A 14,972-nucleotide genomic window follows, 5' to 3' on the forward strand; every position below is an offset into this window, starting at 1 on the left:
TGACAGGCTGTATGCAACACAAAACGAACCTCTGTATTGTACTCTGTTTCACACTCATGAACACAATTTTATTTACTTCTTATAGGTACTGGCTAAACTCCACCTTCTCCTTATTCGGTCCCTCAATAGTAAAAAACTTCACACCATTCTCCCAGAACGGCAGGAAATGGACTTCATCATTGGTAGTATTCAGTCCGGCTGCTGTCACCAGCTCGTGGACTTTCTCCACATCCTTCACATCAATGGCAACATGGTCAATGGCGCCGGATTCCATTTTTGCTGCTTTGTTCTCGTAAGTCTCGATCACAAGATTTCCAAGCTTCAGGAAAGCAACCTTCTCATTGGCAGCCTCGTTCACCGTCTGGAAAGCGATCTTAAATCCCAGTGCCTCATAAAATTTAATGGTTGTCTCAATGTCATTGGTTGGCACGCCTACGTGCTGAACTCCGTTCATCTGATCTTTTAAATTCATTTCAAAACCCCATCCTTTCATAAATCCGGTGTTCGCATCCCGCTTTACTGCATGCTCAGAAATGCGATCAATCTGCAATTCTGCGTTCTACCTGTGCAAGCTCTGGATTTCTCTTTATTCAATACTTACATAAGCTATTTTCGTAACCCTGGTTTTATTTTACATATTTATGAATAGTTGCCTTTACAGCTCCGGGTCCTGCGATCATCTCACGGAACATATCCTCGATCTTCTCTCCGACACCATCTTTATAAAGGTCTGTGAAGAACAGTCTCTCATTGGAAAGGATCGGCTTCAGCTGATCCTTGAAGGTTTCCGGTTTTCCGATCACGATATCGCCAAGCTGCTCTGTGATCTCCTCATTCATCGGGTCCGGTGCAAGCTCAAATTTGTTTCCTTCGTCATCTACAGCCAGCATGTATCTCAGCCAGCCTGCGATTCCCAGCGGGATTGCTGTCAGTCTGGAAGCATCTCCAAATTTCTTCACATATGCTTTTACAGTCTCACCGAAACGGATACCTACCATCTGGGACACATCTACAGCCAGACGAAGGTTGGTATCTCCAAGATACTCATTCGGGAAACGGTCATTAAAGAGTTCATCCACAAATGCCTGTGGGGAAAGGATTCCAGGATTTGCAACTACCGGAAGTCCCTCGTCATAAGCAACCATACGGGCCATTTTCATCATATCTTCGTTCGTGTTCAGCATATGTGCAAACAGATCATAGCCAAGTACCACACCAAGAGGGCCGGTTGCGGAATGTACAGGATTCAGGCATACGGTTACTTTCATTCTCTCGGAAAGATTGACGGTATTTCTGTCCGCCATGTATACGCCGAAGCCTTTTTCCAGAGCAGGGCGTCCGTTAGGGAAGCTGTCCTCGATAACAAGATACTGTGGCTTCTCAGCATTAACAAATGGTGCTATGTATGTCTTCTTTACTGTGATCACCGGCTGCATGTCTTCAACGCCAAGCTTCTCAAGGTCTGCTGCGATCTGCTCGCTTGGTCGAGGTGTGATCTTGTCGATCATGGTCCACGGGAATGCAACCACCTTCTCATCCGTTACATAATCTACAAAGCCATCATCTACAAAGCCTGCTTTATGCCATTCCTCTGTCATAGTCAGCACGGACTCACGAAGCTTGGCACCGTTCTGTGAGCAGTTATCCATAGATACCAGAGCGATCGGATATTTCCCTGCTTTATATCTCTCATTCAGCATAGCCACAAGAACTGCCATTGCTCCGGTTGCCTTATCCGGTCCGTTTTTAATATCTGCTTCCACAAACGGGAACCATGTTCCGTCTGCTTTCTGAAGTGCATAGCCCTTCTCTGTAATAGTGAAGGAAACCAGCTGCAGGGACTTAGCTGTGAAGATCTCCTTCAGGCGATTCCACTGTACTGCATCAGAGGACTGTGCTTTCACTGCTTCTGCAAGTGCCCCAAGAACTTTGTACTCACGAGTTCCATCACCGTGAAGGATGACATTTAAGCCAAGGTTATCATATGGCGCGTAAATCTTATCTACTACGTCATAATCAAAGGTCTCTACACATGTGATACCTCTGTCAAGAACTCCCTCTTCCAAAAGACCATCTGCAATACCTCCGATAAATACACGGAAGATATTTCCGATTCCGAAATGTACCCAGCCTGGCTCTTTTTTCGCTTTCTCAGTCACAGCCTCTACATCGTATCCCGGAAGATCGATGCCTGCTTTCTTCCATGCTTCACGTTCCTTGATTCCATTTCTTGTTAATTTCATAATCTTGAACCTCCCTGTTTTCTTCTATTTCGTTATCATTTAAGTTTTTACTTATGCTTATATCTTAACTGTAAGTAGAGTATAAAACTATTTTTTTAAAAAATCCATTGACAAAACACCTAATTTTGCTCTTATATTTTTGTTTACTTTTACTTATGTACAAGATATATATTCTTTACCAATCTATACACCGTTACTTATTATTCCTCGAAAAAAACTTTCGTTCTGCTCTGCTTCATGCACTGACATTGCATTTCCCGCAGATTTATACTAAAATACATTTAAGACTTAAACATATCTATAATTACTTTTATCAGGAGAAGCTCATGAGTGAAAAAGGATTAACCACCATCAATTTAAAAAAAATAAACCGCTCCAAGGTTTACCAATATATATACCAAACACACCAGACTTCCAAAATGCAGATCGTCCAAGACCTTCAGATGGGGCTTTCCACCGTAAGCCAGAACCTGAACCTGCTGGAAAAAGAAGGGCTTATTGACAGAAACGGATATTTTGATTCCACGGGCGGAAGGAAGGCACAGGCCATCCAGATTGCCTCGGATTTTCGAATTTCCATTGGCATCGGGATCCTGAAAAACATGTTCCATATCACAGCCATTGACTTATATGGAAATGCTTTTTATACAGAAACCATTGCTCTTCCCTATTCCAACACAGAAGAGTATTACAGACAGCTGACCAATAAAATACGGGAATTCATCGCAGAGAATCACTATCCGGAAGAAAAGATTCTGGGCGTTTCCATCGCCACACAGGGGATCACTTCTCCGGATAATTCCACTGTGATCTATGGAAACATCATGAACAATACCGGAATGAAGCTGGAGGATTTTTCCCGGCATCTTCCTTACCCCTGTCATCTGGAACATGATTCCAAATCCGCCGCTTTTCTGGAGCTGTGGAATCACCCGGAGCTCGACAGTGCTGTCGTGTTCCTTCTGAACCGAAACCTGGGCGGTGCCATTATCACCAATCATCAGATCCATCAGGGAAGCTCCATGCACAGCGGAACCCTTGAGCATATATGCGTGAACCCTGACGGCCCTTTATGCTACTGCGGAAACCGTGGCTGTCTGGAGACCTACTGCTCTGCCAATGCTCTGGAACAGTCTGCCGGGATGCATGTGAAGGAATTTTTCCCGCTGCTCCGCGAAAAAAAATCCCCCCAGCATGCTGAGCACTGGGAAGATTACCTGAACCATCTGGCCTTTGCCATGAAAAACCTGAACTTGATCATCGATGCGCCGATCATCATCAGCGGATATCTGGCACCTTATTTTACGGAAGAAGACATCACTTATCTGCTGGAACACATCAACACAGGCGCACCCTTTACCCTGGATAAAGATCAGATTCTGGTCGGTACCCACGGACAGTATACACCTGCCATTGGTGCAGCTTTATATTATGTAGAAAAATTTATACAGAGCGTGTGAATACAGGCAGCTTCACCTGAACCGCTCAAAAAAGCATGTCATACACAGCCAGACGGATATAACTTGATCCGCTCTGTCGTGAACTACTCGGCAACTTAGTTACCAGAGCATCTGAAATCTGGCGGGATACCGCCTTTTTTCAGGGTGCGTCCATGACACCAATACTGCTTGCCTTTCGGCTATACAGCTACTTTTATTACTTCTGGATTTTTTAGTCCGGTTACGGACAGTTCCTTCTGCTTTCCGGATACGGAAAGATATTTCCGCAGGATATTAAATGCGCCTACTGCATCTGCATTGTAGCTTACTCTGTCAGTTATATACATACCCCGTTCTTTTCGGTTTGTTGCTTCTGCATATCTTTTTGATACTTCCGGTGATAACGGACTGCACTGGCTGGTATAGCTTTCCTCCTGTTTTATCAATTGGATTCCATACAGTTTCAGCTTATATCCCAGCATGATATAAAGCCTGTTATATGGCAGTCCGTGAAACTTCTGGTTGACTTTATGCCCCATATCTTTCTCTTTACGGATATTTCGGATATCTCCCACAACCACACAGCGGATATCTTCTTTTCTGCAGTATTCTGCAATCCATCTGGTCACTTTATGAAGATAATCCTTCACTGTATTCTGCTTTTTTCTGTAAAGTCTCTGGATATGTTTCGATGATCCTGGATATCTTATCCCTCTTTCCGATTGCTGCGCATACCAGACAGACTGCACTCTGGCGATCTCTTTATGAAAGTATCTTTCCAATGAAAGATATTTCCTTCCAAGGATAAAAGTCCGGCCATTTCCGGAATCATAACAGGTCATCAGATTATGAAGTCCAGGATCAATAGATAAATAATGTCCATTCTGGGAAAGCTGCTCTGTCCCTTCGATCTCATAGATAACGATAAGGTCACATTTTCCGTTTTCCGGCGGATAGATCCGCAATTGTTTTATATGATCCATGTCCCTGAAAATCTTATTTTCAAGATATAGAAATCTTTCATGGATCCCATAGGTTTCTTCCATATAGCTTTTCAGATCCTTTGGCAGAGACAGCCGCAGCTGGTCTGAACCTTTCTCATGCCGGATCCCCATCTGCATGTATGTGACCGGGATATTGTCCTGTTTAAAACGGGGCGGATTTGGATCTTTGATCCCTCTGGTCTTTTTCAGGACATAGAAAGATCTCCATGCTTTGTCCAGCTGCTTGCAGGTCTCCTGTGCTGTCTGTGACGGAAGCTGTCTGTACCACAGATCTCCTTTATGCGCTTTTTTCTGATAATACCAGTCAGGATACTTTTCCAGTCCCAGCTCTTTATAATGATGACGTTCGTAGTTGCAGACATTCCAGAGTTTGGAAGCTGCATAACACATATGCCCTATGATATTGGAATATTCCGGCCGGATATTTACAGATGTTCTGTGTGACAGCAGCATTCCTCTTCCCCCTTTGGACAGCTATGCAGATAGAGATCTACACTCCACCTTGGTTTAATACGACTTGCTCTGATGCTCAATATAACGGCGGATATTTTCCTCCGATACAGATCCGATCGTTTCCACATAATAGGAATGGTTCCACAGCTCTCCCTTCCATAGCTGGTCTCTTATTTCCGGAAAACGTTCGAACAGTTTTCTGCCGGTGATCCCCTTCAGATACTTGACAATCGCTGTTATGGACAGTTTTGGTGGAGCTGATACAAAACAGTGGACATGATCACCTTCACCACATTCAAATAAATGAACAGTAAAACCTTTATCCTCAGCGATCTGCTGCACCAGTTCCTTTAGGTATTCCTCAATTTCTGGGTTTAATATCTTCCGCCGGTATTTCACCGACCACACCATATGGTAATTAATATTACACACACAAGTCCTGTAATGTATTAGATTTTCTTTCATACATATAGTATAACATAACGAGTAAAAATGCGCAACAGAAATCGAACATATTTTCGAATGATTATATGCCGGTTACGGCATTAATATCAAGGGATTGGGAGATTATTATATTATTTCAATGTGCAGATATGCACAATCCTGCGCTTTCATCTCGGTAATTGAATTGCCGAGGATTCCCGCTTATTGTCCTAAAGTATGACATGCTTTTTTTATTTTACTTATTATTTTTTCAGTTCTTTCAGCAGCTGCCCGATCTTTGACACAAACAGATCAAAGGCCACATTATTCTTACCGCTGTTGATCACAATATCTGCTTTCGCCCGTGTAGGCTCCACATACAGATAATGCATCGGTTTTACTGTGGTAAGATACTGATCGATGATTCCGTTTAAATCCCGTCCACGTTCCTCCACATCTCTGGAGATCCGTCTTAAGATCCTCTCATCTGCATCTGCTTCCACATAAACCTTGATATCCAGAAGATCTCGGATACGCGGATCTGCAAGAAGCAGGATTCCCTCTACCAGAATGACCGGTCTTGGTTCGATTTTCAGCACTTTGTCGGAGCGGTTGTGCTGACTGTAATCGTATACCGGACATTGGATGGTTTTGCCCTCCTTGAGTTCTTTGAGATGCTCTACCAGAAGATCGGTTTCCAGTGAATCCGGGTGATCGTAATTCACCTTCACACGTTCTTCAAAAGGAATTCCGTCCTGTCTGCGGTAGTAATTATCATGATAGATCACCACCACATCGTCTCCGAAATGCTTCTTCAGTCTGTTTGTAAATGTAGATTTGCCGGAGCCTGACCCTCCGGCGATCCCGATAATAATACTTTCCATCGTCTTTTTACCTCTTAAGCTAGAATTCTTCCGCTGTGGATCCCGCAGGCTTCCCGAAGAGTTTTTCCGTATAGAGAAGCTTTTTCTTACACAAAAGCTGCCCGGTCGGTGTGCATCTCCTGCATCCGGTTCCGGACAGCTTTTCTGGTTATTTTTTATAAAGCAATCGTTCTGCTCAGATCTCAGCCTGCTCCAGAAGTGCCGGGATCTTGGATTCCCATCCAAGTGCCATGATATGTACACCCTGGCAGTATGGCTTACACTCTTTGATGATACGTGCAGCGATCTCAACACCTGTGATACCAGCTTTTGTCTTCTCTTTGTCAGCTTTCAGCTCCTCGATCATCTCATCCGGAACATGAATGCCGGCAACGTTGTTGTTCATGAACTTAGCCATTCCAGCAGACTTCGGAATGATGATACCAACCTGTACCGGTTTTCCGAACTGTTTTGCTTTTTCCATAAATTTGATGAATTTCTCCGGCTCAAATACAGCCTGTGTCTGGAAGTAGTCTGCACCTGCAGCAACCTTTCTTTCCATCTTTGCAAGCTGAGCGTCAACGGAATCGCTGCATGGAGATACAACGGCACCCTTGGAGAATTTCGGAGGCTCACCAACCAGCTGGTTTCCTCCAAGATCTACACCGGACTCGAGAAGCTGTACTGTATGAAGAAGAGATACAGAATCAAGATCGAATACCGGTTTTGCCTGCGGATGATCACCCATCTTCGTATGGTCACCTGTCAGACAGAGGATGTTCTCAATACCAAGCATAGCAGCACTTAAAAGATCAGACTCCAGTGCGATACGGTTTCTGTCACGGCATGCAAGCTGGAAGATCGGATCCATTCCGGCGTCTTTGAGAACTTTACACATTGCAAGAGATCCAAGACGCATAACCGAAGACTGGTTATCTGTTACATTGACTGCATGAACGCCCTTGAGATAAGTTTTGGCTTCTTCTACCAGTTCATCTACATGGATCCCTTTTGGCGGTCCTACTTCTGCAGAAACTACAAATTCACCACGGTCGAATAATTCTTTCATTTTCATATTATATTTGCTCCAATCATTTAAAATTTGGGGTACGGTCCACCTGCTCTGCAACATACATTGCGGAATATTTCCGATGAACCGTATCATAATTTAATTTGGCTTCTTAATAAATCTTTGCTTATTATTTCACTTCATCATCTGTAGCGAAATTATGGATCTGTGTCGGGCATTTCAGTGCGTCAAGGCGTCCGATCTCTTTCAGACGTCTGTAGATGCGCTCCCATCCACACTCCATATCACTGTCCACCTCGCATTTACCATTCTTGGAACCGCCGCACTGGCCGTTGACAAGACTCTTGGAGCATGCTGTGATCGGGCAGATCCCGCCGGTAAGGTTCAGATAACACTCACCACACTGGTCACATTTATATTCTAACGGTGTTACACCCTGGAAACCAGGTACCGGGTATGTATCGCAGGCTGCGCATACCATCTTGTCTTCCAGATATTCTGCGATGGTCTGTACACCAACACCACAGGAGAATACCAGGACCAGATCCGCTTCCCTGATCTTATCCATGTGTTTCTGAAGACGTAACTGCATATTTTCCGGATTACAGATATAATCCGTTGTCATGATCCCTGTCACATTTCCTTCAGCGAAAAGCTCCTTCTGAAGTTCAACAGCTTCTTTTTCCGGAAAACGAACTTCCTTGCATCCATGGCAGTTGATGATAAAAACTTTCTTTCCGGCTGCCAGTGATACGATAGTTTCTTTTGCTTTTAACTGGGTAATCAACATATCACTTCATCCCCCTTACTGCATTTTTTCCGGCTTTGATACTGTTAATGATCGGAATCTTGGAAGAACAGATATACTGACAGCATCTGCACTCAACACAGTCCATGACATTCATGTCCTTCATGCCCTGCCAGTTCTCTTCTTTCGCATATTTTACGAAATACAGAGGAGAAAGTTCCATCGGACATACGTCCACACAGCGTCCGCACTTGATACATGGCTGCTCTTTGGTCTCGTCTGTATCAATGGCGATGATACCGTTGGAGCCCTTCATCATAGGTACCTCCAGAGTGTTCAGAGGGAATCCCATCATAGGTCCGCCCATCTTGACCAGAACATCGTCATCTGTAAATCCACCGCAGTAATCGATCAGCTCTTTTACGCTGGTACCGATCTTGATGATAAAGTTGCCAGGATTCTTGATCTTCTCGCCTGTTACGGTTGCAACACGCTCGATCAGCGGCATACCCTTCTGGATCGCATCGGAGATCGCTTTTACAGTACTGATATTATCTACGATAACGCCAACATCTGCCGGAAGGCCGCCGCTTGGAACCTTTCTGCCCATGACGCGCTTGATGAGAGTTTTCTCAGCACCCTGCGGGTATTTGGTTCTTGCAACAAAAACTTCCATATTTCCGATATCGGCAACTTTTTCCTGCATTAATTCGATCGCATCCTGCTTGTTATCCTCGATGACAATGATGCCCTTCTTAGCACCTGTTGTCTTGAGGATCGCTTTCAGACCGAAAATAATATCATCAGCAAACTCAAGGAGAACCTTATGGTCTGCTGTTAAATATGGCTCACACTCACATCCGTTGAGAAGGATGGTATCAACCGGTTTTGCAGGTTTCAGCTTGACACAGGTCGGGAAACCTGCACCACCCATACCAACGATTCCGGCTTCTTTTACGATCTCAATGATCTCATCCGGTGTAAGTTCGTCCAGGGCTTTATGTGGCTGTACGGATTCGTGCAGAGTATTTTTTCCGTCGGATTCGATGACAACTGCCATCACCTCACTGCCTCTTGTACCATGCATACGTGGCTCAACAGCAACTACGGTTCCGCTTACACTAGAATGTACCGGTGCGCTGATAAATCCGGCAGCTTCTCCGATCTTCTGTCCAACCTTTACTGTGTCGCCTACTTCCACGATCGGGTTGGCAGGTGCACCAAGATGCTGGGACATGGAGATCACAACCGTCTTCGGATCCGGGAATTTCTTCAGATCGATATGCTCGCTGAATTCCTTATGCTCTGACGGATGAACGCCACCATAGTATCCATTCAGTCTGTCCTCTCTGATAGACTTCACGTAATCATTGATCACCTTAAAGTTAACCTTGGAGTAATCACGTACCTGTACCGGCTGATTCAGGAACTCTTCCAGACGACCCTGTTTTGCCAGTCTCTGGTAGATCTTCTCCCATGCGCAGTCCTTGTTAGGATCCACTTCACATTTCCCGTTCTTTGCTCCGCCGCACTGTCCATTCACAAGACTCTTGGAACAGTCGACGATAGGACAGACGCCTCCGGTAATGTTCAGATAGCACTGTGCACATGCATCACAGCTCTTTTTGGTAAGTGCCATGCCGTGATGGCCTCTGTAGTTAAGGGTATTACTTGCTGCGATCACCGGCTTACCGGTCAGATCTGCAACAGTCTGGATACCAAGACCACAGGAGATCACAACTACATTCTCTGTACCTTCCGGCAGCAGATCCTGTAATTTTCTTTCTGTGTGCATCTTGTTGCACAGAAAATCGAATTTCGCACTGCCTGTGACGGTTTTTCCCTGCTCCGCAGCAAATTTCAGGAATTCCTCGCAATCCGGTTCGTCAACGGTCTCAAATTCCTTGAAACACTTGTTACAGGCGATTACAAACAGATTGTCCCTGCCGTTCAGCACTGATGCAAGCTCATCACTGCTTTTCAGCTTGTACTTAGTATAGTTTTCCAATTGCTCACCTTCCTTATAAAGATTATATCCTTATGATTATCTGCTCTTATCCGTTCCCTCCTTCTCTGCACTCCCAGGAAAGAAACAATAAAACCAAATAAATAAGTTCTTTGTTATTTGTTCAGCCCTTCGAAAATCCCGGTCCAAAAAAAGGCCGCAGTATTTCCTCTGACTGCTACAATAAATGTACCATAATTTGAACATATTATCCAGTTTTATTAGCTATTTTTATAAATTTATTCTATGATTTCATTCCAATCGTCTATGGATGTACAGATATTTGTACAACTTCTGTTATGCTACATGCGTTAGTTATATGCAACTTATATAATTTTGTTTATAAAATATCCTTTTTATGCATTGAGCATATTGCACAAGGATTTTATCTTTAACAGGGCAGATCCGAAAGGTGTCTTTTGTCATGGGGTAAGACGCTGTCCGCAATATTCACAGGTGCTCAGACGACCTTTTATTACCTGATTCTTTGCACCGCAGCTGGGGCAGGTAACTGTAATATAGATCTTCTCATTTACGCGTCTGTTCGGTGCAGTGATCATAATATAATTTCCTTCTCTGTCTATCTGGATATTCCGGATATATCCCCCCGCAATAAATTTTTCCAGCTTTTTCACTGCACCTTTTCCCAGTTCCTGCTCAAACTTTTCAAATGAGACAGTATTCTGGGCATAGGATTCAAACCAGCAGGCAATTTCTCCAGTTTTTTTCTTCTTTAATGCTTTTTGAATTTCCCGGAAGGTTGGATACAGAAACAGCAATCCAAGTATGATCTCTGTTGCTGCCATTCCCCAGCGCCCTTCACCAATATACTTCTCCGATGCGCCAATAGCTCCCAGGGAAAAAAGTATAAAAAAGCCACAAAGAACCCATTTCAGTTTCCCAAGTATTCCTGTTTTTTTATTTTTTTCTGTCAAAAAATCGCTCATGTCTATTTCCTCTTTCCTATTATTCAAAATCTTATGCTATATTTGTGAATGCTCCGTCAGCTCACGCCAAACTCCCTCTGTCCGAATATGTTTCTGCATTCTGTGGATCTTCTATTTCAGTGTGGTTACGATCAGTTTACTTTCCAGTGCAGCTGCTATCAGATCCTCTTTGCAGCTGTATCCCGCCTTGGCGATCATTTCCTGAAAATTCCATCTCACCCCAGAAGCAGAACAGTCCATTTTCCTTGCGATCTCGGAATATGACATCCCGTGGATATACAGGCGCAGCATCTCCAGCTGTCTGGGACTGATATCACCGCTTGTGATCCAGTTAAGTTCCACCTCCGGTGCCACATCCGGAAATACATGCTCCCCATTTAACGTTCTGTAGATCACACTCCGTATTTCCTCTTCACCGTGATCCTTATACCATAGACTGTCTGCACATCCGCTCTTTGCTCTTTCCAGCACCTTGGGATCGATCAGCGAAGTAACAACCAATACCTTTGTATATGGATATTTTTCCCTGATGATCTTTCCGGCACTCAGCCCATCATGATTATGAAATGTCTGCACATCCATAAGCACAAGATCAATTGCCGAGTAAGAGCAGATCTTTACAGCTTCACAGGCATCCGAAACTGTCTGGACATGTCGGAATTCCGGTTCCCGCATGATAATACTTTCAAAATACTTCTGCATGATCCTCTGATCTTCTACTATCAGTATCCGTACCATAGACTCCCATCCTTTCTGTCAGTGGCATTTTCAACACCAGACAAAACTCCGGCGAAAAAGAAACCTGCATAATACATTTCTCCGACTCCGCAGCTTTTCTCAGTGCAGACAGACCACCACCTTCTTCTGCATTTTTTTCAGGTGCATCTCCATCATTCGTTATCCGGATGCTGTATTCATTTGCACCTTTTTCTATCTTCACCAGAACTGTACTTCCATGGGCATGTCTGGCACAATTTGTCACACATTCACGGATCGCTCTGTCTGTCAGCAGCCTGTAGGAGGGATGCTGAGGGAAATCCCCGCTGATCTGAACATAAATTCCAAGTTCTTCTGCATGCCTGATCGTATCCGCGCATAATTCTTCCATATTCTCAACAGAAGAATCTGTAAGAATATAGACCAGATGCTTTAATGCAGATAGCTGTTCATCCATTTTATCCTGATTTTCTTTTCTTTCCAATATCCTGCGTATTGACAGAAGGCTTCGGCCAAAATTGTCATGAACCTGCATTTTCATGGCAAGTGTCTCCTGCTCTCTTATTTTATCTCCGATTTTTTCATACATTTCCTCTAGCTTATGATTCAGGATTTCCAGCTTTTCATTATTTGCTCTGATCTTTTCACCATTGTAATAAATTTCTGATACATTAACTGCCACTGTCTGCAGATATCCTGCACAATCCGGCTCCTGCAGACGATATTCCTGAAACATCCAGACGGAATCATCCGGAAAATAAAATACATTACTGTCACTGTTTAATCTGCGAAGTCCCTCTGCTTCGGATCCTCCATTTATTACTTTCCGCAATGCCTCATAATCCTGCAGATAGGAGCCTATCATTATCCTGCTCAGTTCATGCATCTTGGTGTTGCATAAAACGATCCTTCCAAGAGGATCCGAAAAACACACCCCACAAGGAACATCATCAACAGCTTCATTCACAGACCAGTAAGACAGAGAATGGTGATATCTGCGTCTCTCTCTCCAGATTGCCCAGCAAAGATAAAGCAACAATACCACCATCGCTGCCATCAAAACACTGACCGGACACATCCGGAGCATTAGCTGATATGCGCTTTCCCCCTGGCAATATCTGTGATCATTCATCAGGAACCCCATAAGCATAAAAGAAACTGCAAAAACAGTCACTGCTGTTATAATTTTCTTTTTCCCGTAAAAACAGGTTATCCTGATCAACAGAAGGATCAATTCCAGAATCAGGCAGATTTCAAGAAGGATCATCAAAAAATCCTGCATTGCCATACTGCATTCCGCAAAATCAGTCATCTTCCGCCTCTCTTTCTGAATACGATACATCCGATAAACCATTCGTTTTCATCTTCCTGCTGCACATTTAATTCCGGTCTTTCTGACATTAATCCCCGAAGATCTGCTTCTGCTACAATATGAACCGAGATCCGCAAAGCATCATCGATCTGCGACACACGGTAAAAAACAGACTGCATTGTATCAAACAATCGTTCCACAAGCCATTCAAAGGTATCATAGCATTTTAGTATATCATCTGCATTCAGCTGCACTTCACCATTTTCGACATAATAAGCTGCCCGGATCTTACATAATTTTAAGCTGTCACAGGATTCCGCAAGACTCTGTCTGAGATCCTCCATTGTAAGCAGATTTCCGTCTGATGCATATTGTGTCAATACCAGATTTTTTCTTCTTTTTAAATATGTACCAACAACCACGATTTTTCCCAAGATCCGGTCATAGTGTTCCCTTGACTCCGTTCTTTCCAGCTCATCCATCAGCTGTGACAGCAATTCCAGCTGCCCGGCTGTCTGATTCTGTATCATGTTCAGCAGTCGGTTCTGTTCTTCTGTTTTTCTCCGCTCAGCTTCTTTCTGATAGGTTTTCTGCAACAGACGATTTCTGGCAGTCAGCTCCTCCTGCTGTTCCCGGATATCCTGATACTGATCCAGAAGCACCGAAATATCTTCTGACCAGAACAAATGTCCTCCTCTTATAGGAATATGGTTGATCCGGATTCCCTGTTCCTGTACAGCTGATCTGTTTATTACAATTTTACGCAGTTCCGGTGACAGCTCAGGAAAATCACCGGAATGATAATAACGCTGAAAGGAATCATCCGTAATCTCTGCATCCAGTCCTCCGGAGGTCTGGAATAATTCAAAATATCGATTGTTCGTCTGTATCAGGCCGCATAATATACATCCCTGGTAAATTGCCGCCATCAAAAGGCAGCATACCGCTGTCATATCTCCGGCAATTGTTTTGATCAGAGGCAGACGGAGTAAATTCCCGATATTCCATCCCAGAAGCAATATTCCCGGAATAACCGGCAGCCAAAATTGCTTTCTTCCCGGAATCCTGCTTTTTCTGATCAGCATGATTTCCATCCATATCAGGCAAAATATGATCCATCCCTGGATTACTATAAAAAGAATACCATAGCTGTAATCTCTATCTGAAAGCGGCGGCCGCCCGGAAAACCGAAACACCAGCTGATGCAGGTCATTTGTAAAAACACAGACGATCATAATCACCGCAAAAAACAGCAAAACAATAATTTTTCTGCCCGTTTTCTCGCCGTCCTTTTCACCAAGAAACATCGCTGCTGCCAGTCCAAGGACCGGTATCAGGATCATCGGGATATAATACAGATACCAGCAGATATGTTCTCCAAGCGGATCATGAAGAATATGAAATTTTACCGTCCGCACAAAGAACCAGAATACCATCAGACAGCCAATTGCAGTCAGGCATCTGCGCGTTTTTCTATGCACTACATGCTTTTCCAGATAGATCACCCAGGCACAATACATTCCCAGATAAATACAGTTACGACACTGATCTGCCAGATTTCTCATAAAAACATTTTCCGGTCTTACCAGCCTGCAGAAATACGCCAGCAATACACTTATCAGGATTCCTCCATACGACAGTGCCCTTTTTTTATTGTATGTCATGAAAATTCCTCTCTCATTAATACATCCCTGTGACAAGTATACTATAAAACTCTATTTTATTATATAGTTTTCAGAGAAATCATCCATTCTCAACCCTGTTGTCACAAACAGAGTGAACAATTCT

The 14,972-nt window shown here is 43.8% G+C and carries 13 protein-coding genes; 1 reads left to right on the plus strand and 12 read right to left on the minus strand.

Annotation, left to right across the window (positions count from 1 at the left end; all coding sequences use genetic code 11):
* Positions 1–79 precede the first annotated feature (79 nt).
* Both G5B12_RS08720 and G5B12_RS08725 read right to left on the minus strand, forming a co-directional pair.
* Complete coding sequence (locus tag G5B12_RS08720; protein WP_015526181.1) at positions 80–472, minus strand: VOC family protein; 393 nt, start codon at positions 470–472, stop codon at positions 80–82.
* 154 nt (positions 473–626) lie between these two features.
* Positions 627–2,243 (minus strand): mannitol dehydrogenase family protein, encoded by a 1,617-nt coding sequence (locus G5B12_RS08725; RefSeq protein ID WP_174088065.1) that lies wholly within the window; start codon positions 2,241–2,243, stop codon positions 627–629.
* Positions 2,244–2,569: 326 nt separating this feature from the next.
* Between G5B12_RS08725 and G5B12_RS08730 the strand changes: the two genes are divergently transcribed.
* Positions 2,570–3,703: an ROK family transcriptional regulator gene (locus G5B12_RS08730; RefSeq protein WP_174088066.1), complete on the plus strand. Its 1,134-nt coding sequence runs from the start codon at positions 2,570–2,572 to the stop codon at positions 3,701–3,703.
* Positions 3,704–3,882: 179 nt separating this feature from the next.
* Here the strand turns inward: G5B12_RS08730 and G5B12_RS08735 are convergent, their stop codons facing one another.
* The 10 genes from G5B12_RS08735 to G5B12_RS08780 form a co-directional block, all read right to left on the minus strand.
* Entirely contained in the window at positions 3,883–5,139 is a 1,257-nt protein-coding gene (locus G5B12_RS08735; RefSeq protein ID WP_244096069.1) for an RNA-guided endonuclease InsQ/TnpB family protein, read from the minus strand.
* A 54-nt stretch (positions 5,140–5,193) separates the two neighbouring features.
* Positions 5,194–5,604 (minus strand): IS200/IS605 family transposase, encoded by a 411-nt coding sequence (gene tnpA, locus G5B12_RS08740; protein ID WP_180214424.1) that lies wholly within the window; start codon positions 5,602–5,604, stop codon positions 5,194–5,196.
* 221 nt (positions 5,605–5,825) lie between these two features.
* Positions 5,826–6,446: a uridine kinase gene (udk, locus tag G5B12_RS08745; protein WP_021976352.1), complete on the minus strand. Its 621-nt coding sequence runs from the start codon at positions 6,444–6,446 to the stop codon at positions 5,826–5,828.
* Positions 6,447–6,621: 175 nt separating this feature from the next.
* On the minus strand, positions 6,622–7,500 hold the full coding sequence (locus G5B12_RS08750) for a methylenetetrahydrofolate reductase (protein WP_015526188.1): 879 nt from the start codon (positions 7,498–7,500) through the stop codon (positions 6,622–6,624).
* Between the two features lie 124 nt (positions 7,501–7,624).
* Positions 7,625–8,245 carry a methylenetetrahydrofolate reductase C-terminal domain-containing protein gene (locus G5B12_RS08755; protein WP_015526189.1) on the minus strand — a complete coding sequence of 207 codons (621 nt, stop codon included), beginning with the start codon at positions 8,243–8,245 and terminating at the stop codon, positions 7,625–7,627.
* A gap of 1 nt (position 8,246) precedes the next feature.
* On the minus strand, positions 8,247–10,211 hold the full coding sequence (gene rsxC, locus G5B12_RS08760; RefSeq protein WP_161209970.1) for an electron transport complex subunit RsxC: 1,965 nt from the start codon (positions 10,209–10,211) through the stop codon (positions 8,247–8,249).
* A 419-nt stretch (positions 10,212–10,630) separates the two neighbouring features.
* Positions 10,631–11,155 (minus strand): hypothetical protein, encoded by a 525-nt coding sequence (locus G5B12_RS08765; RefSeq protein WP_161209969.1) that lies wholly within the window; start codon positions 11,153–11,155, stop codon positions 10,631–10,633.
* Positions 11,156–11,266: 111 nt separating this feature from the next.
* Complete coding sequence (locus G5B12_RS08770) at positions 11,267–11,893, minus strand: response regulator transcription factor (protein ID WP_022426201.1); 627 nt, start codon at positions 11,891–11,893, stop codon at positions 11,267–11,269.
* Positions 11,841–13,184 carry an ATP-binding protein gene (locus G5B12_RS08775; protein ID WP_235812400.1) on the minus strand — a complete coding sequence of 448 codons (1,344 nt, stop codon included), beginning with the start codon at positions 13,182–13,184 and terminating at the stop codon, positions 11,841–11,843. Before G5B12_RS08775 ends, G5B12_RS08770 begins: the two co-directional genes overlap by 53 nt.
* On the minus strand, positions 13,181–14,848 hold the full coding sequence (locus tag G5B12_RS08780; protein WP_174088067.1) for a histidine kinase N-terminal 7TM domain-containing protein: 1,668 nt from the start codon (positions 14,846–14,848) through the stop codon (positions 13,181–13,183). The genes G5B12_RS08775 and G5B12_RS08780 overlap by 4 nt, the downstream gene beginning before the upstream one ends.
* Between the last annotated feature and the right edge of the window lie 124 nt (positions 14,849–14,972).

It is taken from the genome of Blautia sp. MSK.20.85 (genome assembly GCF_013317245.1).
GTDB lineage: Bacteria > Bacillota > Clostridia > Lachnospirales > Lachnospiraceae > Blautia_A.